Annotated in this window: 25 protein-coding genes; 15 read left to right on the top strand and 10 right to left on the bottom strand. The window is 42.0% G+C overall.

Annotation, left to right across the window (positions count from 1 at the left end; translation table 11 throughout):
* The 6 genes from coaBC (at position 1) to folE (ending at position 6,159) form a co-directional block, all read left to right on the top strand.
* Positions 1-1,194, top strand: coding sequence for a bifunctional phosphopantothenoylcysteine decarboxylase/phosphopantothenate--cysteine ligase CoaBC (gene coaBC / locus ORI98_RS16310; protein ID WP_306135934.1), 1,194 nt, complete (start codon positions 1-3; stop codon positions 1,192-1,194).
* Positions 1,191-1,649 carry a dUTP diphosphatase gene (gene dut / locus ORI98_RS16305; protein WP_306135933.1) on the top strand — a complete coding sequence of 153 codons (459 nt, stop codon included), beginning with the start codon at positions 1,191-1,193 and terminating at the stop codon, positions 1,647-1,649. Before coaBC ends, dut begins: the two co-directional genes overlap by 4 nt.
* 37 nt (positions 1,650-1,686) lie before the next feature.
* A complete protein-coding gene (slmA, locus tag ORI98_RS16300) occupies positions 1,687-2,280 on the top strand; it encodes a nucleoid occlusion factor SlmA (protein WP_261297725.1) in 594 nt (197 codons plus the stop codon).
* 68 nt (positions 2,281-2,348) lie between these two features.
* On the top strand, positions 2,349-3,137 hold the full coding sequence (locus ORI98_RS16295; protein ID WP_261297726.1) for a tetratricopeptide repeat protein: 789 nt from the start codon (positions 2,349-2,351) through the stop codon (positions 3,135-3,137).
* Positions 3,138-3,555: 418 nt separating this feature from the next.
* Positions 3,556-5,334, top strand: coding sequence for a S9 family peptidase (locus tag ORI98_RS16290; protein WP_306135932.1), 1,779 nt, complete (start codon positions 3,556-3,558; stop codon positions 5,332-5,334).
* Between the two features lie 174 nt (positions 5,335-5,508).
* On the top strand, positions 5,509-6,159 hold the full coding sequence (gene folE / locus ORI98_RS16285) for a GTP cyclohydrolase I FolE (RefSeq protein ID WP_261297728.1): 651 nt from the start codon (positions 5,509-5,511) through the stop codon (positions 6,157-6,159).
* Positions 6,160-6,276: 117 nt separating this feature from the next.
* Here folE and pyrE read toward each other — a convergent pair whose 3' ends face one another.
* Complete coding sequence (gene pyrE, locus ORI98_RS16280) at positions 6,277-6,918, bottom strand: orotate phosphoribosyltransferase (RefSeq protein ID WP_261297729.1); 642 nt, start codon at positions 6,916-6,918, stop codon at positions 6,277-6,279.
* Positions 6,919-6,990: 72 nt separating this feature from the next.
* A complete protein-coding gene (gene rph / locus ORI98_RS16275; protein ID WP_188842163.1) occupies positions 6,991-7,704 on the bottom strand; it encodes a ribonuclease PH in 714 nt (237 codons plus the stop codon).
* A 166-nt stretch (positions 7,705-7,870) separates the two neighbouring features.
* Between rph and ORI98_RS16270 the strand changes: the two genes are divergently transcribed.
* Positions 7,871-8,734: a YicC/YloC family endoribonuclease gene (locus ORI98_RS16270; protein WP_261297730.1), complete on the top strand. Its 864-nt coding sequence runs from the start codon at positions 7,871-7,873 to the stop codon at positions 8,732-8,734.
* A 70-nt stretch (positions 8,735-8,804) separates the two neighbouring features.
* Here ORI98_RS16270 and rpoH read toward each other — a convergent pair whose 3' ends face one another.
* The 4 genes from rpoH to ftsY all read right to left on the bottom strand — a co-directional run bounded on the left by rpoH (position 8,805) and on the right by ftsY (position 13,179).
* Positions 8,805-9,665 (bottom strand): RNA polymerase sigma factor RpoH, encoded by an 861-nt coding sequence (gene rpoH / locus ORI98_RS16265; RefSeq protein WP_261297750.1) that lies wholly within the window; start codon positions 9,663-9,665, stop codon positions 8,805-8,807.
* Between the two features lie 278 nt (positions 9,666-9,943).
* Complete coding sequence (ftsX, locus tag ORI98_RS16260; RefSeq protein WP_261297751.1) at positions 9,944-10,909, bottom strand: permease-like cell division protein FtsX; 966 nt, start codon at positions 10,907-10,909, stop codon at positions 9,944-9,946.
* On the bottom strand, positions 10,909-11,595 hold the full coding sequence (ftsE, locus tag ORI98_RS16255) for a cell division ATP-binding protein FtsE (protein WP_261297752.1): 687 nt from the start codon (positions 11,593-11,595) through the stop codon (positions 10,909-10,911). The genes ftsX and ftsE overlap by 1 nt, the downstream gene beginning before the upstream one ends.
* A 3-nt stretch (positions 11,596-11,598) precedes the next feature.
* A complete protein-coding gene (ftsY, locus tag ORI98_RS16250) occupies positions 11,599-13,179 on the bottom strand; it encodes a signal recognition particle-docking protein FtsY (protein ID WP_306135931.1) in 1,581 nt (526 codons plus the stop codon).
* A 178-nt stretch (positions 13,180-13,357) separates the two neighbouring features.
* Here ftsY and rsmD point away from each other — a divergent pair, with 178 nt between their 5' ends.
* Positions 13,358-13,939: a 16S rRNA (guanine(966)-N(2))-methyltransferase RsmD gene (gene rsmD, locus ORI98_RS16245; protein WP_306135930.1), complete on the top strand. Its 582-nt coding sequence runs from the start codon at positions 13,358-13,360 to the stop codon at positions 13,937-13,939.
* 3 nt (positions 13,940-13,942) lie between these two features.
* Positions 13,943-14,212, top strand: coding sequence for a DUF1145 domain-containing protein (locus tag ORI98_RS16240; protein WP_261297755.1), 270 nt, complete (start codon positions 13,943-13,945; stop codon positions 14,210-14,212).
* Between the two features lie 83 nt (positions 14,213-14,295).
* Here ORI98_RS16240 and ORI98_RS16235 read toward each other — a convergent pair whose 3' ends face one another.
* The 4 genes from ORI98_RS16235 to plsB all read right to left on the bottom strand — a co-directional run bounded on the left by ORI98_RS16235 (position 14,296) and on the right by plsB (position 19,317).
* Positions 14,296-14,859 carry a NapC/NirT family cytochrome c gene (locus ORI98_RS16235; protein ID WP_261297756.1) on the bottom strand — a complete coding sequence of 188 codons (564 nt, stop codon included), beginning with the start codon at positions 14,857-14,859 and terminating at the stop codon, positions 14,296-14,298.
* A 271-nt stretch (positions 14,860-15,130) separates the two neighbouring features.
* On the bottom strand, positions 15,131-15,397 hold the full coding sequence (locus ORI98_RS16230; RefSeq protein ID WP_261297757.1) for a hypothetical protein: 267 nt from the start codon (positions 15,395-15,397) through the stop codon (positions 15,131-15,133).
* A gap of 240 nt (positions 15,398-15,637) precedes the next feature.
* Positions 15,638-16,894, bottom strand: coding sequence for a tryptophan permease (mtr, locus tag ORI98_RS16225; RefSeq protein ID WP_261297758.1), 1,257 nt, complete (start codon positions 16,892-16,894; stop codon positions 15,638-15,640).
* Positions 16,894-19,317, bottom strand: coding sequence for a glycerol-3-phosphate 1-O-acyltransferase PlsB (gene plsB, locus ORI98_RS16220; protein WP_306135929.1), 2,424 nt, complete (start codon positions 19,315-19,317; stop codon positions 16,894-16,896). Before plsB ends, mtr begins: the two co-directional genes overlap by 1 nt.
* A gap of 250 nt (positions 19,318-19,567) precedes the next feature.
* Between plsB and lexA the strand changes: the two genes are divergently transcribed.
* The 6 genes from lexA to ORI98_RS16190 all read left to right on the top strand — a co-directional run bounded on the left by lexA (position 19,568) and on the right by ORI98_RS16190 (position 25,682).
* Positions 19,568-20,185 carry a transcriptional repressor LexA gene (gene lexA, locus ORI98_RS16215; protein ID WP_188842126.1) on the top strand — a complete coding sequence of 206 codons (618 nt, stop codon included), beginning with the start codon at positions 19,568-19,570 and terminating at the stop codon, positions 20,183-20,185.
* Positions 20,182-20,700, top strand: a complete 519-nt coding sequence (locus ORI98_RS16210; RefSeq protein ID WP_261297760.1) for a cell division inhibitor SulA — start codon at positions 20,182-20,184, stop codon at positions 20,698-20,700. The genes lexA and ORI98_RS16210 overlap by 4 nt, the downstream gene beginning before the upstream one ends.
* 389 nt (positions 20,701-21,089) lie before the next feature.
* Positions 21,090-22,643, top strand: coding sequence for a cytochrome c oxidase subunit II (coxB, locus tag ORI98_RS16205; protein WP_261297761.1), 1,554 nt, complete (start codon positions 21,090-21,092; stop codon positions 22,641-22,643).
* 9 nt (positions 22,644-22,652) lie between these two features.
* Positions 22,653-24,245: a cytochrome c oxidase subunit I gene (ctaD, locus tag ORI98_RS16200; protein WP_261297762.1), complete on the top strand. Its 1,593-nt coding sequence runs from the start codon at positions 22,653-22,655 to the stop codon at positions 24,243-24,245.
* Between the two features lies 1 nt (position 24,246).
* Entirely contained in the window at positions 24,247-24,810 is a 564-nt protein-coding gene (locus tag ORI98_RS16195; RefSeq protein ID WP_261297763.1) for a cytochrome c oxidase assembly protein, read from the top strand.
* Entirely contained in the window at positions 24,807-25,682 is an 876-nt protein-coding gene (locus ORI98_RS16190) for a cytochrome c oxidase subunit 3 (RefSeq protein WP_306135927.1), read from the top strand. Before ORI98_RS16195 ends, ORI98_RS16190 begins: the two co-directional genes overlap by 4 nt.
* Positions 25,683-25,691 lie beyond the last annotated feature (9 nt).

The following is a 25,691-nucleotide window of genomic DNA, read 5'->3' as shown; positions in this document are numbered from 1 at the left end:
ATGCTGACAGATAAGAAAGTATTATTAGGTATTGGTGGTGGCATAGCCGCATATAAAAGTGCCGACTTGATCCGTCGCTTAAAAGAGCGCGGTGCAGATGTACGCGTAATAATGACTCAAAGCGCGATGGAGTTTATTACCCCGTTAACCATTCAGGCCCTGTCAGGCCACCCCGTGGCGGCAGATTTACTTGACCCAGCAGCCGAAGCCGCAATGGGACACATTGAGCTAGCGCGCTGGGCTGATGTAGTTATCCTTGCCCCAGCCACAGCCAATTTAATCGCCCGCATCAATGCAGGTATGGCAGATGATTTACTGACAACCACCTGTTTAGCAACAAGCGCGCCCGTCGTTGTGTGCCCAGCGATGAATCAACAGATGTATCAGAATATCGCCACCCAAGAAAATCTGGCCAACTTAAACAGAAAAGGGTTCACCATATGGGGCCCTGCCACTGGCAGCCAAGCTTGCGGTGAAGTAGGCCCAGGCCGAATGTTAGAGCCTTTGGTTATAGCAGAGCAATTAGGTCAATTTTTTGCTCCCAAATTACTCGCAGGTAAAAAGCTGTTATTAACTGCAGGTCCTACCCGCGAAGCCATTGACCCTGTCAGATACATTTCTAATCATAGCTCAGGAAAAATGGGCTTTGCACTCGCACAAGCCGCGGCAGAAATGGGCGCTGAAGTGACCTTAGTATCTGGTCCGGTAAGTTTAACTACGCCGGCGAAGGTAGTACGTATTAATGTAGATTCTGCACAACAAATGCTGACAAGCGTCATGGAGAATATTCAATCACAAGATATTTTCATTGGCTGCGCAGCGGTAGCAGATTATCGCTTTGCTGATGTCGCCACCGAAAAAATGAAAAAATCCGCTGAGCACATGCAGCTATCATTGGTGCGTAATCCAGATATTTTAGCGACAGTCGCATCATTAACTGATAAACCTTTTACCGTTGGGTTTGCCGCAGAAACCAATAATGTCGAGCAATACGCAAAAGGCAAACTAACGCGCAAAAAACTTGATATGATTGCGGCGAACGATGTATCTGTTCAAGGCTTAGGTTTTAATGCCGATAATAATGCGTTACAAGTATTTTGGCCAAATGGTCAACAGACTTTACCGACAACAGATAAGCTATCATTAGCACGCCAACTACTTACTTTAATTAATCAGCAGTTACCCACAAAATGAAAACACCTATTGAACTAAAAATACTCGACTCGCGTATCGGTAGTGAGTTTCCTCTTCCTGCCTATGCAACCCCAGGCAGTGCAGGAATGGATTTACGCGCCATGATAGATACCACTATGGTTATCGCGCCCGGCAAGACAGTATTAATCCCTACGGGTATTGCTGTACATGTTGCCGACCCTAGTCTTGCCGCCGTAATTTTACCGCGTTCAGGTTTAGGCCATAAGCACGGTATAGTGTTAGGTAATTTAGTTGGCCTTATCGATTCAGATTACCAAGGCCCCCTCATGGTATCTTGCTGGAATAGAAGTACTGAACCGTTTACCTTAGAAATCGGCGATCGTTTAGCGCAGCTTGTCTTTGTGCCTGTCGTACAAGCACAATTTACATTAGTGGATGAATTTAATAGCTCAGATCGTGGTGAAGGCGGATTTGGTCACTCAGGAACCAAGTAACCTTCTAAAGTTGTCACTGAGTTAAGGAAAAGTAAGAATGGCGGAAAGCCCAAAAATAAATCGTCGCGAACACATTCTACAATGTTTAGCCCAAATGCTAGAAACCAGCCCTGGCCAACGTATTACTACAGCCAAATTAGCTGCTGAAGTCGGCGTCTCTGAAGCGGCGCTTTATCGCCACTTTCCAAGCAAAGCCAGAATGTTTGAAGGTTTGATAGAGTTTATCGAAGATGCACTTTTATCACGCTTAAACATCATCATGGATGAAGAAAAAGACACCATGAAACGCTGCCAGTTAGTATTGCATCTTTTATTAGTGTTCTCTGAACGCAACCCTGGCATTTCAAGAGTGCTGAATGGTGATGCCTTACTGGGTGAAAATGAACGTTTACGCAGTCGCATCAGCGTATTGTTTGCTAAAATTGAAACCCAAATTAAGCAAATCTTACGTGAAAAAACCTTACGTGAAGGCCATGGGTTTAGCTTAGATGAAGCCATTTTGGCAAACCTACTATTAGCTTTTGCTGAAGGCAGAATTTCACAATTTGTCCGCAGTGAGTTTAAACAAAAACCAACACAACACTTTGATGAGCAATGGACCTTTATTCAGCAGCAGCTGCTTCGCAGCTAAAAAATTGACTATTTGTAAGCTATTTTGATAAATTCTAGATTGTATTTCACTTAAAAGGACTTAAATCAATGAAAATACAATTGGTAATATCGGCATTAGCTATTTTATTGTTTCCGCCACTCGCGCTAAGCAATCCAACTAGTAAAATGCAAAACAACATAACTGAATGTCAATCTCAAGAGTGTACTAACCGATTTTTACAATATAAGCGCCTATCTAAAGCTGGACATTCCGATGCAATGTTTATGTTAGGCGAATTTTATTATCGCGGCTATGGCACAATTCAGAACACGAATTTGGCGTTAAAATGGTATCGAAAAGCAGCTAAGTTTGACTCTCCATTAGCTCAATATCGTGCAGGATTAATTTATATTTCTGATGTTGATTATCAAGATACACCTAAAGGTATTCAATATCTGGAACAAGCTGATAAAAATCACATGTCAGCAGCATCGCATTTATTAGGTTTGCTGTATTTTGAAGGTATTAAAGTCTCTCAGAATACCCAAACTGCGAGTGAATATTTCTCACACTCATACCAACTCAATTACCCCGAAACTCAAAAATTTATTACACAAAATAAATCAATCAAAGAGTTTAGTACTTTATCCCAAAGTCAGATTGTAAGTGATAATACTTCCGCTCCTACAAATGAAATGGAAACCATTCAGGTAACATCCCCAACCCTAGAAGAATTATTTGATTATCAAGTGGCTTTTTTAGAAAACACACTGCCTGATGCTGCGGTTTCAACTGGCTCTCGTATAGCCGGCAGAAATTGTAATGAATTGATTTCTTGCGGAACCCAAATGAACCGACACAGAATTCAAGACTTCCTAATGATAATGTGGTTTTAATCTGTATTAAGCAAGATGGTAAGTCTTAATTAAGGCTTACCATCTATCTAGAGCTGGCCACACTTAATTTTACCCAAAAACCAAATAACACACTTAACACTCAGCATAAATAATCCCCCTTGCTATCGAATTAATCCGCTCAGAACATCGCTAATAGCTAAGATCTGTTGCCCTAAAATGCCGAGTAAAATACAATGCGGCAACATATTTAACACTTTTTACACGGATTGTTTCATGCTACGTATTTTATATCTTACTTATATTATTCACTGTACAGGCCTTTGCCAGCCCATCTATTAAAAATTTCAGCGCTGATGCGGAGTTTTCAGAAGTAAAAATTTCACCCGATGGTAAGCATCTAGCTGTCATTCTTATCGAGGATGAAAAGCGCACATTACTAATTTTAAACCTCGAAAAAATGCAACCTACCTACGCTGTAAAATTTGATGGCGAAGAAGAAGTGGGTAGTTATTACTGGGTCAATGATGAAAGGATTGTTTTACAAAAACTTTATAAGAAACCTCGTCAAGAGTCATCTGTTTATTACGGTGAGCTTTTAGCTGTTAACTACGGTGAGCTTTTAGCTGTTAACTACGATGGCAGTAAATCAAAATACTTGTTTGGTTACAATGGTCGGGGAAGTTCAGGCAGTGCCAACATGTCTGATAACGAGTCTATTCAGGCAAGTGCATTCGTGTTAGATACGTTAAAAGATGATGATAAATACATTTATGTGATGGCTTATCCTTGGAATAGTCTCAACTATGTATATACCCTTGTTTACAAAGTAAATGTCTATTCAGGCAAGCGCAAGCGCATCACCACCTCCCCTGTCGCTAACGCTGGTTTTTTAGTAGATAACAATGAAGAAGTGCGTTTTAGCTTTGCTCGTGATAGCAAAAATAATGACCAATTATTTTATTATGATAATAACGAATGGATTGATGCCAGCAGAATTAAAGGCAATTTAACTGATTTTTATCCAATTTCATTTACCGAAGACAACAAATCAATTTACGCAATAGCCAATAGCGAAGGGGCGACTCGCGCGATTTACGAAGTTGAACTTGCCAGCGCTAAACATAAAAAAATTATTCAGCATGATGTTGTCGATCCATTGAAAACCTGGATAAGCGATCAAACAAATACACTTTACGCGGTTGAGTTCGAAAATGGTTACCCTGAATATCGTTTTATCAACACCGAAAGCAACAAAGCTAAAGTATTACAGCAACTCATGGCTGCTATTCCCGATCATAGAATCCGAATTGTTAGTGAAACAATTAATGGTAATACACTTATCGTCATGGCGATGAATGACAAAAATTCTGGTGACTATTACTTATTTGACCGTCAAAACCTCAAGTTAAAGTTTCTATTCGCAGGAAATGCCGTACTTGACCCTAATGAGATGTCAGAAGTTCGCCCAATTAGCTTCGTCAATCGTGATGGTGTAACCATTCATGGTTATTTAACTTTACCCCGTGGTATTGAACATAAAAACATGCCGCTTGTAGTTAATCCCCACGGTGGACCGCACGGCCCTCGCGATTTATGGGTATTTAACCCCGAAAATCAATTATTAGCACAAAACGGTATTGCTGTATTACAAGTGAACTTCCGTGGCTCTGGTGGATATGGAATTGATTTTGAGGAATCAGGTTATCGTGCATGGGGCAGTAAAATTCAATACGACATTATTGATGCAACACAGTATGCAATAGACCAAGGTTATGCCGATAAAAATAGAGTGTGTATCTCTGGCGCGAGTTTTGGTGGGTATTCTGCTTTAATGAGTCCGATGCTCGCCCCCGACATGTTCAAGTGCGCTATAGGTGTTGCTGGAGTATATGATTTAGAGCAAATGTTTGAAACGGGTGATGTTCCAGAATCATACGGTGGTAAAGCATTTTTAAAAGAAGTGCTTGGCAGTGACGTAGCACAATTACGTGCGATGTCACCAACTCATAACGTTGATAAGCTTAAAGCCAATGTGTTATTGATTCATGGCGAAGAAGATGAACGAGCACCAATAGAGCAATTTGAAGCGATGGAAAACGCATTAAAACAAGCAAATTACCCATACCAAAAACAAGTATGGGATAAAGAAGGACATGGTTTTTACAATGCTGAAAACCGTGCTAAGTATTATGAAATTATGCTTAAGTTCTTAAAAGAAAACTTAAATGTAAAATAACCTTTTGAGTTTTAAATCCCCCCTCCAAAGCCGATACTTGACTAAAAAGGTCGGCTTTTCTATTTCAACAATACTATTTTAAAGCAAATAGCGTTATGATCCCCGCCCTGCTGCAGTTAGCAGCACCCTCATTTTTATCGTACACTGATGTGATACTTGTTGTTGGAGAATGTGATGGCACTATCTGAAGCCGCAAAGAAAGTTCAAGCCGCCTTAGCTGACCGTGGGCTAGAAACCCCAATGTTGCCAAAAACGTCAACACCAGAAGAACGTAAGGTCAAAATTGAACACCACATGCGTGAAATTTTAACACTCATGTCATTAGACTTAAGCGATGACAGCCTTGCTGACACGCCTCGCCGTATTGCTAAAATGTATGTTGATGAGATTTTTTCTGGTCTAGATTATGAAAACTTCCCCAAAATCACCGTCATCGAAAACAAAATGGGCGTTGATGAAATGGTCAGGGTACAAGACATCAGCTTAACTAGCACCTGCGAACACCATTTAGTGACGATTGATGGCTTTGCTACCGTTGCCTACTTGCCACGCACTAAGATTATCGGTCTATCTAAAATTAACCGTATAGTGCGATTTTTTGCTCAACGACCACAAGTGCAAGAACGATTAACCCAGCAAGTGTTAGTGGCATTACAAACCTTGTTAGAAACCAAAGATGTGGCTGTTAAAATGGATGCGGTGCATTATTGCGTTAAATCTCGTGGCGTAATGGATTCGACTAGTTCAACCACAACCACAGCATTAGGCGGAATTTTCAAATCTAACCCAGCCACCCGTGCTGAATTTTTGCATCAGGTTAAATAACTTTAGCCTCGGATAATAACGTTTTATCGATTTGTCATCGTTAATGCCACAATAAAAAGCTGCATCAATATCGCTATTGAGCAGCTTTTTTAATAATCAACATTGTGATGAAATGAATTAAATTCCGTATTGTTGGCGATACGCGCTAACTGATGCTAATTCGGCTTCCATTCCAGACTTTTCAGATAAGTAACTAATCAAATCAGCCAGTTTGATAATTGATACTATGTCACAACCAAAATCACGCTCAACTTCCTGAATAGCCGATAGCTCACCTTTACCTTTCTCTTGGCGATCTAACGCAATCAACACGCCCGCAAGCTGCGCATTATGGGCATTAATGATTTCCATTGACTCACGGATCGCGGTGCCAGCAGTAATCACATCATCAACCAACATCACCTTGCCTTTAAGCTCGCTTCCCACAAGACTGCCGCCTTCCCCATGAGTTTTAGCTTCTTTACGATTAAAACAATAAGGCACATCAACGTCATGGTGATCACAAAGTGCCACTGCCGTTGTAGTGGCAATCGGAATGCCTTTATAAGCAGGACCAAATAATAAATCAAACTCAATACCCGCATCCATTAATGCTGCGGCGTAAAAGCGTCCTAAGCGGGCTAAATCCTTGCCTGTATTAAACAATCCAGCATTAAAAAAATACGGGCTAGTACGGCCAGATTTTAAGGTGAACTCACCAAAACGTAATACTTGGCGTTCTAGGGCAAATTCAATAAACTCGCGTTGATAAGCTTTCACTTTTAATCCTCTATTGACTATTTTTACTTAAAAAAAGGGACCGTAAACGGCCCCCTAATTTTGGAATTGATTTTAGCTCAATGCGGCTTTTTGCACATCGACAATTTCACGAATACTGTTTTTAGCTAGCCCAAGCAGCTCAATTAACTCTTCATGGCTAAATGGCTCACCTTCTGCAGTACCTTGAATTTCAATAATCTTGCCTGTTTCAGTCATCACGACATTCATGTCAGTTTCAGCGGCACTATCTTCGATATACTCTAAATCGCTGATCGCTTCGCCTTCAAAAATACCAACGCTCACAGCAGCAATTAAAAACTTAAGTGGGTTAGCTTTAATAATACCTTTACCGCGCGCCCAGTTTAACGCATCAACTAAAGCAACACAGGCTCCAGTAATCGCCGCGGTACGTGTGCCGCCATCAGCTTGAATAACATCACAATCGATAACAATGGTATTTTCGCCTAGTAGCTTCATATCTACCGCGGCACGTAACGAACGACCGATAAGACGTTGAATTTCTTGCGTACGACCAGATTGCTTACCACGAGCAGCTTCACGATCCATACGGCTATGGGTTGAACGCGGTAACATACCGTATTCAGCCGTCACCCAGCCTTGACCCTGGCCTTTTAAAAAGCGCGGCACACCTTCAGTAAAACTGGCGGTACAAAGTACTTTAGTATCACCAAACTCAACCAATACAGAACCTTCTGCATGGGCAGTAAAGTTACGGGTAATAGTAATAGGGCGAGTTTGAGCGGGTGTACGATTGCTTGGGCGCATGAAAAGTCCTGTAGTCGAATTCGTATTTAATTTGGGACGATATTATAGTCGTATAAGCTTACATATGCCATGCAAAGGCATCATTCTGTGAAGGAATCCTTTAACCCCTGGTGATAAAGCCGCTATAATCGGTAATCAATTTGATAAATCACACACAGGACACTTCATGATCCAAAGCATGACAGCGTATGCTCGCATAGAGCACAAAGCACAATGGGGTACCGCCTCATGGGAAATCCGTTCCGTTAATCAGCGTTACTTAGAAACCTACCTACGCTTGCCTGAACAGTTTCGCAGCTTTGAACCTGTACTGCGTGATCGCCTTCGAAAACGCCTAAACCGCGGTAAAGTAGAAGTTAACCTACGTTATGAACTAGCCGACAATAGCAGCAATGAATTACAGCTAAACCAAGATCTCGCCAAGCAATTACTTAGTGCCGCTAACTGGTTAAAACAAGAAGCAGGCCAAGGTGAACTTAGCCTCACCGACGTACTACGCTGGCCTGGTGTATTAGCATCGGCAGAACAGGACATGGATTCGATTGGCGCTGAGTTGATGAAAGCCTTTGATAGCGCTATAGATCAATTTATTGAAGCGCGAGGCCGTGAAGGTTCCGCCATTAAAGACATGTTACTTACGCGCTTAGATGGCGTAATGGAGCAAGTCAACATAGTACGTGAGCACATGCCAACCGTTATGCAATATCAACGGGAAAAGTTAACCAACCGCCTAGCAGAAATTCAAGGCGAGCTAGACCCTGCACGCATTGAGCAAGAAATGGTATTATTGGCTCAAAAACAAGATGTTGCAGAAGAGATGGACAGGTTAGAAGCCCATGTCACTGAAGCTCGCAGAATCCTTAAAAAAGGCGGAAGTGAAGGTCGCCGTTTAGACTTTATGATGCAAGAGTTTAACCGCGAATCAAATACCCTAGCCTCAAAATCTATCAGCGCAGAAATCACTTCTGCTGCGGTTGAATTAAAAGTGTTGATAGAACAAATGCGCGAGCAGATCCAGAACGTGGAATAAGATTTGAGTTTTAAAACAATAAATACAAAAAAACCTGCCGTGGCAGGTTTTTTGTTGAACATTATAAATGTTAGATATCCATGCAGCTTTTAAGCTTATTCATGGCATTTTTTTCTAACTGTCTAATGCGCTCTGCTGAAACCTGGTAAGTATCGGCAAGCTCTTGTAGCGTCACTTTATCATCGTCTAACCAACGCGAGCGCAAAATGTGCTGGCTGCGTTCATCTAAGGTTTTAATGGCTGATAATAATCGATTCTGTGAATCCGACTCCCAGTTGTCATCTTCAATGTTTTGAGCGACGTCTGATGAATGATCTTCCAAATACAAAGCTGGGGCAAAATCGGTTGCGTCATCATCACTGTCATTGGTTAAATCAAATGCAGGATCTTGAGCCGCCATGCGTGACTCCATTTCGGTCACATCGGACTTAGACACACCTAAGTTTTCAGCTACCATTGCTACTTCTTCTTCGCTAAACCAGCCTAAACGATTTTTAGATTTACGAATATTAAAGAATAGTTTTCTTTGCGCTTTGGTAGTGGCGACTTTCACGATACGCCAGTTTTTTAAGACATATTCATGAATTTCAGCTTTAATCCAATGAACAGCAAATGACACAAGACGAACGCCAACATCGGGATCAAAACGTTTTACCGCTTTCATCAAACCAACATTGCCTTCTTGAATTAAATCCGCTTGTGGTAGCCCATAGCCTGAATAGCCTTTGGCTATGTGAGCTACAAAGCGTAAATGCGACATAATAAGTTGTTTAGCCGCTTGAAGATCGCCGGTTTCTTGTAAACGCTTGGCAAGATCAAACTCAGTCTTAGCATCTAACATTTCAATTTTAGATACTGACCGAATATAAGCTTCTATGCTGCCACTGCTTTGTGGTAACGCTAGCGCCATTGATTGCGTTTGATAAGTCATTCGCTCTCCTACTACTTATTCTTTGGATAAAACATGCTATAAAATCTTGTAATTCAATGAAATAAGTTAAAAAACTTACAAGATACTAGCTAATGAACCTACGGTATCTAAGACATCTTATGTCAAAAATAGTTCATTCGAGACGTTATTTAACCCGTTAATGCACTACTTTGCAAGTAAACAAAGTTTCATATGCTTATTATAGCCCGATTAACGCTATCGGTTATTCCTATTGAGATATCTAAACGTTTGAGTTTGTTCAAAACACATTTAGCATGTTATGAAGGCTCGATTTTACGCAAGTGTTGACGTACAGACAGATACGACCCTAACCAGCCTAAAAATGACGCGAGTAAGACGAGCTGCCCCAACTCTGCAAAGGTCAACGACTCTAAACTTAGCTGGCTGCCATATAAACCCATCAAATCAGCCAACGCGCCATCTAAATACCACACAAGTAAATTGATAATCAGCCAAGCCAATAAACCGCCGATAACGCCATACCAAATACCAGTATAAAGAAAAGGTCGTTGAATGAAGGCTTCGGTCGCACCCACTAATTTCATGATTTCAATTTCTGTTCGACGATTCATAATAGCCAAGCGAATCGTATTACCAATGACCAAGACCACGGCTAGAACCAATAAAGCCGCGATGGCTAGGACAGTTTTTTCTAGCAAGCGAACCAGCGCCTGTAAACGCTCAAGCCATTCTATGTCTAAACGACCAAAGCTCACTTCAGGTTCGCGTTCCAATTTACGAAGGAGCTCACGTGCACCTGTGGGACTTGAATACTTTAACGAGGGGGTCACGCTGACGACTGCTGGCAGCGGGTTTTCATCTAAATAAGATAATGCTTCACCAAATCCTGATAAGCGCTGAAACTCTTCCAGTGCTTGTTCTCGACTAATGTAATCAACTGAGGCGACTTCACGGAATGATTTTATCCGTGAAATTAAACTTTGAATCGACTGCTCGCTTCGTCCTTCATTAATGAATAACGATATTTCGGCAGCACTGTTCCAAGATTGAGTGATATTTTCAGCATTTTTAACCAGCACTTGTAGTGCAGCAGGTAAGCTTAAGCTTACCCCTAACACAGCCATGGTCATAATCGATGAGACTGGGTTGCGCCATAATTCACCAATACTAGACATACCTTGCTGCACGTGGCGAATAAAAAACATCACAATTCGACCTGAAATTGGCAGCTTACTTTGGGTTATATCATTTTGCTTGGCCATTAAGCACCACCTACTCGACTCGTGTGCTGCTCACCACCAATCATTTGTCCTTGTTTTAACGTAAATGTGCGGTATTTCATCCGTGCGATTAAGCCTAGGTCATGGGTGGCGATTAGTACACTGGTACCCGCATCGTGAAACGTTTCGAATAACCGTAAAATATCCATAGAAAGTTTAGGGTCCAAGTTACCCGTCGGTTCATCCGCTAGCAAAATAGGCGGCTTATTCACAATCGCTCTGGCAATACCCACACGTTGCTGCTCACCACCGGACAACATTATAGGATTATGGCGCTCTTTGCCGTATAGCCCGACCATATCTAAAGCACCAGCAACCCTTTTTTTAATTTCACCATGGGAGAAACCTTCAATAACTAGAGGTAACGCCACATTATCAAATACGGTTTTTTCCAGTAACAAATGATGATTTTGGAAAATCATTCCAATATTACGGCGTAAATAAGGGACATGTTTAGGACTAACATTGGCGATATCATGTCCGTTGATTGACACTCTGCCTGCGGATGCTCGCTCAATAACAGTGATCAACTTAAGCAGCGTACTTTTACCTGCGCCTGAATGACCGGTTAAAAAAGCCATCTCACCTTGTCGTAGGTGAAAATTAACATCCAGCAAGGCTTTTTGCCCGCCTGGATAGACTTTACTTACCTGCTCAAATTGGATCATGTGTTATTTTTCTGCCTTTTCTTGACTAAATAATGCCTCGATAAAATCATTGGCATTAAAAGTACGTAAATCATCAATTTGTTCGCCAACACCAATATGACGAATTGGAATATTAAATTTATCTGCAATCGCGAAAATAATACCGCCTTTAGCAGTACCATCAAGCTTACTTAATGTTATGCCGGTTACACCAACCGCTTCCTGGAAAAGTTGCGCTTGGCTAATGGCATTTTGGCCGGTGCTGGCATCAAGGGTGAGCATGACTTCATGTGGTGTATTAATATCGAGTTTTTTCATCACTCGAACCACTTTCTTCAACTCTTCCATTAAATGGCCTTTGTTCTGTAAGCGCCCCGCCGTATCGGCGATTAATACATCAACCTTACGTGCTTTAGCGGCTTGCAAAGCATCAAAAAGCACCGATGCGCTATCTGCACCAGTATGCTGAGCCACTACGGGAATATTATTGCGTTGCCCCCACACTTGTAACTGCTCAACTGCTGCAGCACGGAAAGTATCACCCGCGGCTAACATGACAGATCTACCTTGATTTTGGTACTGTTTTGCTAATTTTCCTATGGTGGTGGTTTTACCAACACCATTAACGCCCACCATTAATATTACAAAAGGGCCATCGGCATTATCTGGGACCAAGGGGATAGCTACAGGCTCTAACATCTTGTGCATTTCATCGCGCATAAGCTCATAAAGTGCTTCAGCATTTTTCAGCTGTTTGCGTGATGCTTGTTCCGTTAGGCTATTAATTAATTTAGTCGTGGTTTCAACACCTACGTCAGCGATTAACAATTGTTCTTCAAGCTCTTCAAATAAGTCATCATCGATTTTCTTGCCACGGAATAATCCGATAAAGCCTGAACCAATGTTTTCGCTTGTACGCATTAAACCGCGCTTTAAACGAGCGAACATGCCTTCTTTTTTCGGCTTTTCCTGCGGCTCAGGTTCAATCTGACTAACCACGCCTTGAGCGTTATCTTCTGCGGCTTGCGCTTCTGCAGCAATACGAGCAGCTTCCGCGACCTGTGCCTCTGCTGCAACACGAGCAGCTTCCGCGGCCTGTGCCTCAGCAGCAATACGAGCATCTTCTGCGGCTTGCGCCTCAGCAGCAATACGAGCAGCTTCTGCAGCCTGTGCCTCAGCAGCAATACGCGCAGCTTCTGCAGCCTGTGCCTCAGCAGCAATACGCGCATCTTCAGCAGCCTGTGCCTCAGCAGCAATACGGGCATCTTCTGCGGCTTGCGCCTCTGCAGCAATACGAGCAGCTTCTGCGGCCTGTGCCTCAGCAGCAATACGAGCAGCTTCTGCGGCCTGTGCCTCAGCAGCAATACGCGTATCTTCTGCGGCTTGCGCCTCTGCAGCAATACGGGCATCTTCTGCAGCCTGTGCCTCAGCAGCAATACGGGCATCTTCTGCAGCCTGTGCCTCAGCAGCAATACGGGCATCTTCAGCACTCGTATCAGATGGCGCCTCATGGGTTACATCTTGAGTTGTTTCTTTCGAAACCTGTTCAACTTCTTGCTCACTCTTATCTTTACGGAACCAAGAGAAAAAACCTTTCTTTGCCATGTTTGCTACCAGTGCTAAATATAAAATAGGATCAATAACAGCTAATTTTGCTCGCCAATATAAGGTATTGGAGAATACTCAGTAATTTTGCTGAGTTTAATATAAAATATCAGCTGTTTAAGGTGAGCATAGTCTACCACTTTCTTTTTCTTTGTTCAGGCAAAATCACGAGGAACACATGGCGCGACAAAATACCAGTAGCGGGCAAGTCAGAATTATTTCAGGACAGTGGCGCTCTCGTAAGCTTCCCATCCATGATTTAGAAGGTTTACGCCCAACCACTGACCGTGTGCGAGAAACACTTTTTAACTGGTTATCAACTGATATTCGTGGTGCTAGAGTATTAGATTGCTTTGCGGGAAGTGGAGCGTTAAGCCTAGAGTCTTTATCGCGTTATGCTGAATTTGCCTTAATGTTTGAATTGCAAAAAAGCGCGGCTAATCAATTAACTAAAAATCTCCAAACATTAAATTGCACCAATGCAAAAGTGGTTAACGGAGATAGCTTACAATTATTAGCCAAAGGAACAGACACAGGTTTTGATGTGGTGTTTATCGATCCTCCTTTTCGTAAAGGTTTAGCTAAACACACGATTGAACTGTTGATGACCCATGGTTGGCTAAATAATGATGCACTCATCTATCTTGAAACCGAAAATGATGTTGCTGATATTGTGTTGCCTGCTAGCTGGCAGCCATTAAAGGAAAAAAAGGCCGGCCAGGTCAGTTATCGCTTATTTACTTATCAAGCTGAGCGTTAATTGATGGCACAACTGATTAAGTGTGGTTATGCCACCACGGCCATAGCTTGGTTAGTTATGGTTTATAATCTGGTGCACCCGTTTGAAGGCTCGATTGGTTTCGCCTTTACGATATTGTTGCTGCTAACCGTAATAATGCATGCTTTACAAATAGTCATATTTCACATGATGTTTAAAGATACGCTCACTTTAAAACTTAAAGACTATTTAGTGGTGTGTTTTTTTGGGCTGTTTGGATTGTTAGCTTATCGGCAAAAAGTATTACAACAATAATCTATGATTGCTCTGCGGAATATTAAGCATAAAAAAACCTCGTTAAATTAAACGAGGTTTTTTATGTTGTCGGTTCAATCTACTTACTTTTTAGGGTAAGGATGTGCGACACCTTTGTGACAATCTACACAAGTTTTTCTATCTTCAGGCGCTTTCTTGAAGTTGTTTTCATGCATCTTCTTGGCCATTTTCTTCATGTCTTCAGGCTGATTCTCATAAATACGAGTATGACAGTGACGACAGTTAGCTGAGTCATTAGCCTTAAAATACTTTAACGCGATATCAGCTTGCTCTTTACGATTCTCATCTAACCAAGCCTGAGTGTTAAAGTCATCGATCATTATGAAACCATATAAGTCTTTTGATACGATGATTTTTTTGATCAAGTAATCAACTGGACCATGAGGTAAATGACAATCTTGACATTGAACAGTAATACCTGCTTTACCGCCACCATGGGCAGAAGCCAATACTTCATCTTTTAATGAATGATTGCTATGACAAGACATACAGAATTCGTCTGTACTTGTTGCATGTAAAGTTTGCTGAGTCGCAAAGTAGCCAACGACACCCAAAATCACACCGACAACAATCAGTACAATAATGGAATATTTCGCGCTTGGTTTAAATAGTGCACGCCAGTTCATCACACATCTCCGTTTTACAGAATTTTACGTTTTTAATTTTCGGCAAGTGTAGAGTGTTTTGGCGCCAAAAAAGCAGATATGACTCTAGGTTTAAGTGTATTGGGTTGTACAAATAACTTAAACTTTGAAGTCGATCAATAATCGACTGAGTTTATTCACTCCAAACTTAAATTAAACTTAATACATAAAAGGCGATTTAACAACAAAACACAAAAAATCAACGGCATAATTGCAACGCAGATCTCAAATAGGTCATTATTCTTGCAATAATTTATACATCTGTAGCGAGGAGGCTCTTTTTCTCCATGCCGAGCTTAAACATATTCACCGCGCCCCAGGCCATGATTACTCCACCGACTACCAGCATGCTGTAAACAATAGTTTGGTCGGCTAACATAGGTAAAAAATCGTTGCCAAAACCGACGAAGATACCGTACAAACCTAAACCGAACAGTAAACTACCAGGAAAATCGATAATGCCAACCAACAGCATTTTTCTTTCAATTTGTTTCATTTTTTGTAGCTTATTATCTGTCATATAAACCTCATCCATGATCAAAAAAACAACATAGCAAATTCAACGCAGACACAACAGTAGCGTTCAGGTTCTAAGCAGTTTATTTCCACCGTAGGGCTATTGATGCAGGTTCCCTTAATAATAACAGCGCAAGTCAATATCAATTGATTCAACTTTGGTTCATTTGATCAAGCAAATGCCTTTTCATTCGCTATAAAATAAAAAAGTCTTCCGTAGAAGACTTTTTTACTTTTGAAGCGCTTATTTATAAACAGGCAAAATATCCGCCATGGCAAGCAAGTGACATATTGCCGTCACAGCACCAAACATCACCACGATAACGATTAATGCATTTCCGCCAGGTACTTTAAACCCTTGACTGTCTGGATATAACTGACGCGTTTTATACGCCAATAATGCCGGTACAATCACTGCCCAAATGGTCGCAGCTAACGCAGCAAAACCAATCGCCATCAAAAAACCATTAGGGAACAATATTCCCAATACCGTAGGGGGGATAAACGTTACTGCAGCGGTTTTTAAACGACCTATACGTGTGTCATCAAAACCGAAAAGATCGGCAAGATAATCAAATAAACCTAAGGTTACCCCTAAAAATGAAGACGCTACTGCCAAATTTGCAAACAGGGTTAACACGCGGGATAAGTTTTCACTTGAAATCGATTCAGATAATGCACCGACTAACACCCCCATATTACCGCCTTGGGCAATAATATCCGAGAACATTCCACGAGAAATATTACCCATAGTGACCACTAACCAACAGGCATAAATCACCAACGCGATTGACGTGCCTAACACTAACGCTTTTACAATGGTCTTAGCATCTTTGCCGTAATACTTCACCAAACTAGGTACATTACCGTGATAACCAAAGCTGGCTAAACCAAAAGGCAGCGCAGCTAACATGTAAGGTAAATAGCGGGTTTCGCCATCAGGCTCAAACAAACGACTGGGCTCGATTTCAATCAGTAAATTACCCGTCGCCAGAAAGAAGGTAATGACCATACCTCCCAGCATAATAGTGGTAATTCTATCAACCGCTTTGGTACTGGTTAACACAATCAAGGCTAACACTGCAGCAAACACCAAACCGGCAATACTTTGCGGCAGCACAATACCAACGGCCTGCAAGCTATGGTTAACAATTGAGCCACCACCACTAATGTACGCATAAGTTAAAATATACAATACAAACGCAATTGATAAGCCGTTCACAATACGCCAGAACTGGCCTAGCGTATCGCGGGTTAATGTGTCAAAACTGGCGCCAGGCTCGAAATGAAGATTAGCCTCTAACAGTAATAATCCTGACATCAGCATACAAAACCAAATGCCGACCAACATCATCATTGAATAACTAAACCACATTCCGGCACCAACAACCGGCAAAGAGAACATCCCTGCACCAACGGTTGTTCCTGCAATAATCATCGCACCGCCAATAAGCGATTTACTTTTGGGGCCATTTTTTGCCGCATTCATATGGTTGGCCATTAACTTAAATGCTCCGCATTGACGCTATCTTGGATGGTTTGTTTAACAGATGAGCGTAATAAGCTATTAGCATGATCACGAATACGAGAGACCTCGTCTAAATGCTCATTACTGCTTAAATAACCTAGCTCTTTCAATTTAACACTTAAGGTGTTGTATAATTTTTTGTCATAAAACTCTGGCGCAGTAATACCGTGTAAAGCACCTAAACGTTGCGCCAATACATGACTCTCACACTCAAGCTCTGAGCGTTCTAGATGAGGTTTTATCGCCAAAAGGTTGAAGATGATGGCATAACGCTGCATTGTTTCACTGACGGTTTCAGCGAGAAGCTCTAATTGAGTAATGTTGGCATCAACGACAATACAACTGTCACCGCAAGTCAGCAGGTTCTCCGCCACCATCTGTGCCAACACTTGATCGACATAAATTGGAAGATTTTCGATACCCATAAATAATTCGGCTTTCAGCAATGGATAAAAATCTTCCACTACCGCCAATATTTGCTCACGATTACATTCTTCATAGCGCACCAAGCAACTGGCGATCAGCGAAGGAATAATCATTAAATGGATAATGTTATTACGGTAATAACTTAAGGTGATGGCATGTTTTGCATCAAGTGCAACAATGTCACCTAAAGGATCGGTCTCAAGGGTGAATTTATTTAAAGATAAACAATGCTCCACAATCGAGGCACCATTGCCTTCTGCAACCGAAGTGTAATTAGAATACGGGGCATTTTTGAGCAGTTTGAGATAAAAATCTAACTGACGCTCTAATTGATGACGTTCTAATGCATTTTGTTCAGAAGCCAATAACACTAGGCTGGTTAACGTCACAGAACTTGCCGCTGCCGCGCCATTAATTTTAGTCATCACCTGATTAGCTAAAAGGTTTACCGCAGGCGTTACCCATGAAGGCTTTTGTTCAGGGTCTTTAGCCACTTCTTCACGCCAATCTGGCGCTTGTTGCTTTAAAAAGTTTTGTAAATTTATTGGCTCACCAAAGTTGACATAACCTTGACCAAAATTACGTAATTTTCTGATTGCCCCAAACACTTGCCAAACAGATTCTTTTTCTTTTTTCTTACCGCTTAATTCTTTATGGTAAGTAGCCACTTCCATCACATGGTCATAGCCCAAATAAACTGGCACTAAAGTAACAGGACGTTCAATACCACGTAATACACTATTGATTGTCATCGCCAGCATACCCGTTTTAGGCGCGAGTAATCGTCCAGTTCGAGATCGTCCCCCCTCAGTAAAGTATTCGACTGAATAACCTTTTGCGAAAAGTTGATCTAAGTATTCACGGAAAATGGCGGTATATAACTTATTGCCATTAAAGCTGCGGCGAATAAAGAATGCGCCACCACGGCGGAACATTGGCCCCGCAGGCCAAAAATTAAGGTTAATACCCGCTGCAATATGCGGTGGTACCATACCTTGATAATATAAAATATAAGACAGTAGCAAATAATCCATATGGCTTCGATGACAAGGCACATAGACAATTTCATGGCCATCATGGTGTAACTGACGTACTTGTTCGGCGCCTTTAATGTTAATACCGCTGTATAGTTTGTTCCAAAGCCAAGTAAGGAACCGCTCTGCAATGCGCACTAAACTGTCAGAATAATCAGCAGCAATTTCATCCAAATATTCAATCGCGGTTTCACGTGCTTTTTCTTTAGATATCTTTTTATTGGTAGCTTCTTCTTCAATCGCTTTAATAATGGATTCAGACGCTAATAACGAAGCAAACATGGCCTGACGATTAGGCAATTGCGGTCCTGTCATCACTTTGCGTTGTCGACGAAAATGCACACGCGCAACACGAATTAATTTGTGCGCAATGGCTTTATCAGTGCCATGCTCATCCGCCATGTAACGTAAAGACATGGCATTAGAAAACTGCACAAAGCTATGGCGACCTAAAAAGAGAATCATTAACCATTTGCGAAGCCAAGTTGGGCTTTCACGCTCAAGCACTGCAGCTTTCATGGTGTCATCTTCTTTACCTGGGGTGCGCCCCCAATAAAGACTAACCGGCACTAGCTGAATATCGAGTTCAGGTTGTTGACGATGAAGGGCTAATAAACTGGTAAAACAGCTTAAAAACTTTTCACCGCCTTCACGTTTACCGATTATCGGCTTACGACCTTCTAAGCAAACCACTCGAGGCACTTTCAGTCCATCAAGCTGTAATGGAGAGTATGGGCTAGGTAATCCTAGATCCTCAGTCATCTCACTTAACGCTGCAGTGTCACTAATCGACTCTGTTTTCATCACATAAACAATAGGTTTTGCTGGATCAAAATTTAAATCCGCAAACGGATCTTGGGGTACCACGATGGTATTTACCATCAATTTTTGAACCCAACGCAATAGCCTAAGTATGATTGAATCTGGTTTTGACATAGTAATATTCGCAATAAAGCCCTTTTAATATGGGCGCATAGAATACCAGAAACTGGTTGCCTTTCACTAACTGCTGTACAAACCAAACTCAGCTTTGCAAGCATAATACATTTTTTACACTCTATACCTATGAAATATATAACAAAAAAATCACATTTAATTATAAAATTAAAAAATAATTGGTGAATACTTGCGCAAAACAAAACACTGTATATAATGACAGTTACTGTATAGAAAGACAGGAAGCAACATGAGACCCTTAACACCACGCCAAGCTGAAATTTTAGAGCTGATTAAAAACAACATCTCTGAAACTGGGATGCCACCTACTCGTGCTGAAATTGCCACACGCTTAGGTTTTAAAAGCGCCAATGCGGCTGAAGAGCATTTAAAAGCTTTGGCTAAAAAGGGGTTTATTGAAATTATGCCCGGCACGTCTCGTGGCATTCGCCTGACCCAAGAGGATGAACCAGAAGAAAATGGCTTACCGTTAATTGGTCAAGTGGCTGCTGGCGAACCCATTTTAGCCCAAGAACACGTAGAACAATACTATCAAGTCGATCCAAATATGTTTAAACCTGCCGCTGACTTTTTATTAAGAGTGCGTGGTGACAGCATGAAGGATATTGGCATTTTAGAAGGCGATTTATTGGCTGTACATAAAATGCAACAAGCCCGAAATGGTCAAGTTGTTGTTGCGCGTGTTGAAGATGATGTCACAGTGAAACGGTTCGAGAAAAAAGGCAATGTGGTTTACTTGCATGCTGAAAACGAAGCGTATTCACCAATTGAAGTGGATTTAAGTTACCAAAGCCTAACAATTGAAGGGCTTGCTGTTGGTGTTATTCGTAATGGAGAGTGGTTATGAACAAACTAATGGGCACAGCCCCGCGTCATCCTGGATTATGGATGGATATGCCATCAGCAGATATGAATCTGGCACAACCCATTACTACGCTTCAAACTCAGACCCACGGCAAACTAGAACTAAGCCAATATGCTAGCCAGTTAGCACAATTAAGTCAGCAAGGACGTTGGATAGTGCTCATCAATCCAGCCAACATCAGTTACAAACAGATGCTAGCCAGCGCTGGTGTTAGGATGGATAGAGTGCTTTTGGTTCATACCAAAGATGAGATTGAAACCCTATGGGCAATGGAGAAAGCATTAACTAGCGGCACATCAAGTGCTGTGATTTCATGGACACAACCTTTAGACGCTCGCGACAGTCGCCGTTTAGAGTTAGTCGCCAAAAGTGCCCGCGCCTTAGGCATTGTAATTGAAGATGCCAGCACAGACTTAAATCATGATTTAAGTACTAAAACGATGCTTTCAAATCAAAATAATGCGGTTAATACAATTAATTTCACCTCGTTTCATTAATTATAATTGCCGTATTTACTGAGCCCTGCCCATGTGCAGGGCTTTTTTGTACAATTTTTCAGCTAATTAGCTGTAAAAGTGATCTTGATCAATGTTTAATCTACAAGTAATGTACTTAACAAGGTTGAAACATTTTCAACCTTACTGAAACGCTACAGTCTAGATTTTATCTGACAGATAAAAGCGTCAAATCAGAATTGATAAGTTCAGTTGTAAGTACCAGCGTGGTGCACATTTAATAAAAACCAGTAAGCCGAAACGCTTACAACCACCAGGGTACTTTGGAGTCATCAAACTTTTTTGGGAACCGAAGAGTTTGCATAGAGCAGAGACTTACTGTGTGACTCTTCTTTGTAGTTGCTATTCGCAATTGGCAGAGGAGAAGTCTTGTGAAGCAATGGTTGTATTGTGTAATGGCGGTGTTACTGGCACCTCCCCTTGGGGCAAACGAAATGCCCCTCAACATGACAAAAGGTGTAACGAATATTAGTGGTCAGGTTTACGACCTCCACATGATTATTCTATATATCTGTTGCGCTATTGGTTTAGTGGTGTTTGGGATCATGATTTATTCCATGATTTATCACCGAAAATCCAAAGGCGCTGTCGCGGCAAATTTTCATGAAAGTACTAAAGTGGAAATTGCTTGGACTGTCATTCCATTTGTCATTCTTATTGGAATGGCGATTCCAGCCACTAAAACCCTAATAGCGATGGAAGATCCGTCAAATGCGGATTTAACCATTAAAATTACCGGTTCGCAGTGGAAATGGCATTACAGCTATTTTAATGAAGACGTCGAATTTTATAGCATTCTATCCACTCCACGAGATCAAATTGAAGGAGACGAAACCAAAAGCGATACTTACTTATTAGAAGTAGATAAGCCTTTAGTTTTACCTCTTAATCGTAAAGTTCGTTTCTTAATGACCTCTGATGATGTTATTCACTCGTGGTGGGTACCCGCATTTGCAGTAAAAAAAGATGCGAATCCGGGGTTTATTAACGAGGCGTGGACGCGTATCGACAAGGCAGGAACTTATCGCGGCCAGTGTGCTGAGCTATGCGGTAAAGATCATGGCTTTATGCCGATTGTTGTGCAGGCATTACCTGAAGCGGAATATGATGCTTGGTTATTAGACCAAAAACAGCAAGCGAGTAACGCAGCTGAAGCTGCGAAAGCCGCCTTATCAGAGACTCTTTCAAAAGAAGAGTTAATGGCAAAGGGTGAGCAAATTTACCTCTCTACCTGTGCAGCTTGTCACCAACCCAACGGAGCAGGTTTGCCGGGCGTATTCCCATCGCTTATTGGCAGCCCAATCATCAAGGGACCAATTAATGGCCATATTGACATTGTCCTTAATGGTAAGCCTGGAACAGCCATGCAGTCGTTTGCTAAACAGTTGAGTGCGAAAGATATTGCGGCGGTTGTCACCTATGAGCGTAATGCTTGGGGTAATGATTCTGGTGATGTCATTCAAGCAGTGGATGTGAGTAATGCCGCTAATGGTGGCAACGCTGATAACAGTGCCTCAGCTCCTCAACCTATGACTTCTGATAGCCCAATGGAGTCGGTTCCAACTGATGTTCAACAGGTTGTCGCAACGGTAATGCCCATTGATTTAACCGAACTGACCCACGAAGAACTAATGACTGAAGGCTTACAAGTGTATACCTCAACCTGTGCTGCTTGCCATCAAGCCACCGGAGCGGGGTTACCAGGCGCTTTCCCATCATTAATCGGCAGCCCTGTTATTAAGGGACCTGTAGAACAGCACATTAATATTGTTCGTAATGGTAAGCCAGGTACCGCTATGCAAGCTTTTGCAAGTTCATTATCACCGCGCCAAATGGCTGCAGTGATTACTTACGAGCGCAATGCATGGGGTAATAACACTGGCGATACAGTGCAAGCAAATGATGTTAATAGCCATGGACAGTAGGGGATAATAATGAGTACAACTACGCACGATACTGCTGCAGTCCATGACGATCATCACCATGGTGCCCCAAAAGGCATTATGCGCTGGCTGCTAACCACCAACCATAAAGATATTGGATCGTTATATTTATGGTTCAGTTTTATTATGTTTTTAACTGGCGGAGCCATGGCTATGGTTATCCGCGCCGAGTTATTCCAACCTGGATTACAACTGGTTGAACCTAACTTTTTTAATCAAATGACCACAGTTCATGGACTTATCATGGTGTTTGGTGCCGTTATGCCTGCCTTCACTGGCTTAGCTAACTGGTTAATCCCTATGATGATTGGTGCGCCAGATATGGCACTACCACGAATGAACAACTGGAGTTTTTGGATATTACCTTTCGCGTTTGCTATTTTGCTTAGCTCGCTATTTATGGAGGGCGGCGGCCCCAACTTTGGTTGGACATTCTATGCGCCACTATCGACAACCTATAGCCCTGATAGTACAGCTCTATTTGTATTCTCGGTGCATATTATGGGGATCAGCTCAATCATGGGTGCAATCAATGTGATTGTAACCATTGTCAATATGCGTGCCCCAGGCATGACATGGATGAAGCTACCCTTGTTTGTTTGGACATGGTTAATCACAGCTTTCTTATTAATTGCTGTGATGCCAGTGCTTGCTGGTGCAGTCACCATGGTACTGACGGATAAGTTTTTCGGCACCAGCTTTTTTGATGCTGCGGGTGGTGGTGATCCCGTCATGTTCCAGCATATCTTCTGGTTCTTTGGGCATCCGGAAGTGTACATTATGATTTTACCGTCGTTCGGTATCATCTCTGCCATCATTCCAGCGTTCAGCCGTAAAAAGTTATTTGGTTATTCATCCATGGTATACGCAACGGCCAGTATTGCGATTCTGTCATTCTTAGTGTGGGCACACCATATGTTCACCACAGGTATGCCGGTATTTGCTGAATTGTTCTTTATGTATTGCACCATGTTGATAGCGGTTCCCACAGGGGTAAAAGTCTTCAACTGGGTTGCCACAATGTGGCGGGGATCGATGACGTTTGAAACGCCAATGCTTTTCGCCCTCGCCTTTATCATTCTGTTTACCATTGGTGGTTTTTCAGGATTGATGCTTGCAATCACCCCAGCAGATTTTCAGTACCACGATACTTACTTCGTTGTTGCGCATTTCCATTATGTGTTAGTAACTGGGGCGGTATTCTCCATTATGGCAGCGGCTTATTATTGGCTGCCTAAATGGACTGGGCATATGTATAGCGAAACCTTAGGTAAATGGCACTTTTGGTGTTCGGTTATTTCAGTCAACGTGCTGTTTTTCCCGATGCACTTTTTAGGCCTTGCGGGTATGCCGCGTCGGATACCTGATTATGCAATTCAATTTGCTGATATCAATCAAATTGTATCCATTGGTGGATTCGCCTTTGGCTTGTCGCAGCTAATTTTCTTAGCCGTGGTCATTAAATGCATCAAAGGCGGAGAAAAAGCACCAGATAAACCATGGGAAGGCGCTGAAGGATTAGAGTGGACAATCCCAAGTCCTGCGCCTTATCACTCGTTTACAACGCCACCAGAGGTGAAATGAGATGAGTCAGCCAACCAAATCAAACCGTAAGTTACTCACCATGCTAACACTTGGTGCTGTGGGCATGTTTGGTTTTGGTTTTGCGCTGGTGCCTCTTTACGATGTGCTATGTGACACTTTAGGTATTAATGGAAAAACCCAAAATACTGCAAGTACATACGAAGCTGTCATTGTTGATAAAAGTCGCACTGTTACTATAGAGTTTGTTGCCCAAATACAGCCCGGCATGCCGTGGGAGTTTTCTCCCACGGTAAATCGCATTCAAGTTCATCCAGGTGAACTAACCCATGCTAAATTTCATGCCAAAAACCTGTCAGCAAACAACACCATTGGCCAAGCAATACCCTCAGTATCGCCTGGTCAAGGTGCTGCCTATTTTAATAAAACAGAGTGCTTTTGTTTTAATCAACAACCACTAGCGGCATCAGCCAGTGCTGAACTCCCATTGATTTTTTACGTGGATCCCGATTTACCGGAATCCATTAACACCTTGACTCTCTCTTATACCCTTTACGACATTACCGCTAAAGTCGGTAGTGGCTTAAAGCAAGGAGCAGCAAAATGACCACAAAGCATGAAGCCTATTATGTGCCAGCACAAAGTGCCTGGCCTATCATTGGTGCCATTGGCCTTTTCTTAATCGCCTTTGGCGCAGGCAGTTACGTACAACAATTATCAACAGAAGAAAGTTATGGCGGTTATATTCTTATTGCCGGTATAGCTGTAATTTTATTTATGATTTTTGGTTGGTTTAAAACCGTCATTGATGAATCAATGGCAGGTTTATACTCAGCCCAAATGGACCGTTCATTCCGTCAAGGAATGAGTTGGTTTATTTTCTCGGAAATTATGTTCTTCGGGGCTTTTTTTGGCGCGTTATTCTACGCCAGAATGGTTGCGGTACCTTGGTTAGGTGGCGCGTCAAATAATGCCATGACCCATGAAGTTTTATGGCCGGCATTTGAAGCCATTTGGCCTTTAGTCACCACACCTGATGGCACCAAAACAGAAGCTATGCCATGGACCGGGTTACCATTAATCAATACGATTTTACTGTTAACCTCTTCTGTCACATTGCATTTTGCTCACACCAGTTTAGAAAAAGCCAAACGCACACCATTAAAAATTTGGTTAGCGCTGACCATTTTATTAGGTATCGCCTTCTTGGTTTTACAGGTAGAAGAGTACAGCCACGCTTATCATGAAATGGGCTTAACGCTTGAGTCGGGGATCTACGGTAATACCTTCTTTCTGTTAACCGGCTTTCATGGCGTGCATGTCACTTTAGGAACCGTGTTCTTAATTGTATTGCTATTACGGGTGTTAAAAGGTCACTTCACAACCGACAAGCATTTTGCTTTCCAGGCAGGCAGCTGGTATTGGCATTTTGTTGATGTGGTGTGGTTATGTTTATTTGTGTTCGTTTACGTTCTGTAAACACGCTGA

It is taken from the genome of Shewanella sp. ULN5 (assembly GCF_030731885.1).
Taxonomy (GTDB): Bacteria; Pseudomonadota; Gammaproteobacteria; order Enterobacterales; family Shewanellaceae; genus Shewanella; species Shewanella holmiensis.
The sequence above is the reverse complement of the archived record's forward strand: the minus strand, read 5'-3'. Positions and strand labels throughout refer to the sequence as shown.

Excerpts from the sequence above, each read along its gene's own strand:
- coaBC (WP_306135934.1), top strand. The coding sequence starts at position 1 with ATGCTGACAGATAAGAAAGTATTATTAGGTATTGGTGGTGGCATAGCC.
- dut (WP_306135933.1), top strand. The coding sequence starts at position 1,191 with ATGAAAACACCTATTGAACTAAAAATACTCGACTCGCGTATCGGTAGT.
- slmA (WP_261297725.1), top strand. The coding sequence starts at position 1,687 with ATGGCGGAAAGCCCAAAAATAAATCGTCGCGAACACATTCTACAATGT.
- ORI98_RS16295 (WP_261297726.1), top strand. The coding sequence starts at position 2,349 with ATGAAAATACAATTGGTAATATCGGCATTAGCTATTTTATTGTTTCCG.
- ORI98_RS16290 (WP_306135932.1), top strand. The coding sequence starts at position 3,556 with ATGCAACCTACCTACGCTGTAAAATTTGATGGCGAAGAAGAAGTGGGT.
- folE (WP_261297728.1), top strand. The coding sequence starts at position 5,509 with ATGGCACTATCTGAAGCCGCAAAGAAAGTTCAAGCCGCCTTAGCTGAC.
- rph (WP_188842163.1), bottom strand. The coding sequence starts at position 7,704 with ATGCGCCCAAGCAATCGTACACCCGCTCAAACTCGCCCTATTACTATT.
- ORI98_RS16270 (WP_261297730.1), top strand. The coding sequence starts at position 7,871 with ATGATCCAAAGCATGACAGCGTATGCTCGCATAGAGCACAAAGCACAA.
- rpoH (WP_261297750.1), bottom strand. The coding sequence starts at position 9,665 with ATGACTTATCAAACGCAATCAATGGCGCTAGCGTTACCACAAAGCAGT.
- ftsX (WP_261297751.1), bottom strand. The coding sequence starts at position 10,909 with ATGGCCAAGCAAAATGATATAACCCAAAGTAAGCTGCCAATTTCAGGT.
- ftsE (WP_261297752.1), bottom strand. The coding sequence starts at position 11,595 with ATGATCCAATTTGAGCAGGTAAGTAAAGTCTATCCAGGCGGGCAAAAA.
- ftsY (WP_306135931.1), bottom strand. The coding sequence starts at position 13,179 with ATGGCAAAGAAAGGTTTTTTCTCTTGGTTCCGTAAAGATAAGAGTGAG.
- rsmD (WP_306135930.1), top strand. The coding sequence starts at position 13,358 with ATGGCGCGACAAAATACCAGTAGCGGGCAAGTCAGAATTATTTCAGGA.
- ORI98_RS16240 (WP_261297755.1), top strand. The coding sequence starts at position 13,943 with ATGGCACAACTGATTAAGTGTGGTTATGCCACCACGGCCATAGCTTGG.
- ORI98_RS16235 (WP_261297756.1), bottom strand. The coding sequence starts at position 14,859 with ATGAACTGGCGTGCACTATTTAAACCAAGCGCGAAATATTCCATTATT.
- ORI98_RS16230 (WP_261297757.1), bottom strand. The coding sequence starts at position 15,397 with ATGACAGATAATAAGCTACAAAAAATGAAACAAATTGAAAGAAAAATG.
- mtr (WP_261297758.1), bottom strand. The coding sequence starts at position 16,894 with ATGGCCAACCATATGAATGCGGCAAAAAATGGCCCCAAAAGTAAATCG.
- plsB (WP_306135929.1), bottom strand. The coding sequence starts at position 19,317 with ATGTCAAAACCAGATTCAATCATACTTAGGCTATTGCGTTGGGTTCAA.
- lexA (WP_188842126.1), top strand. The coding sequence starts at position 19,568 with ATGAGACCCTTAACACCACGCCAAGCTGAAATTTTAGAGCTGATTAAA.
- ORI98_RS16210 (WP_261297760.1), top strand. The coding sequence starts at position 20,182 with ATGAACAAACTAATGGGCACAGCCCCGCGTCATCCTGGATTATGGATG.
- ctaD (WP_261297762.1), top strand. The coding sequence starts at position 22,653 with ATGAGTACAACTACGCACGATACTGCTGCAGTCCATGACGATCATCAC.
- ORI98_RS16195 (WP_261297763.1), top strand. The coding sequence starts at position 24,247 with ATGAGTCAGCCAACCAAATCAAACCGTAAGTTACTCACCATGCTAACA.
- ORI98_RS16190 (WP_306135927.1), top strand. The coding sequence starts at position 24,807 with ATGACCACAAAGCATGAAGCCTATTATGTGCCAGCACAAAGTGCCTGG.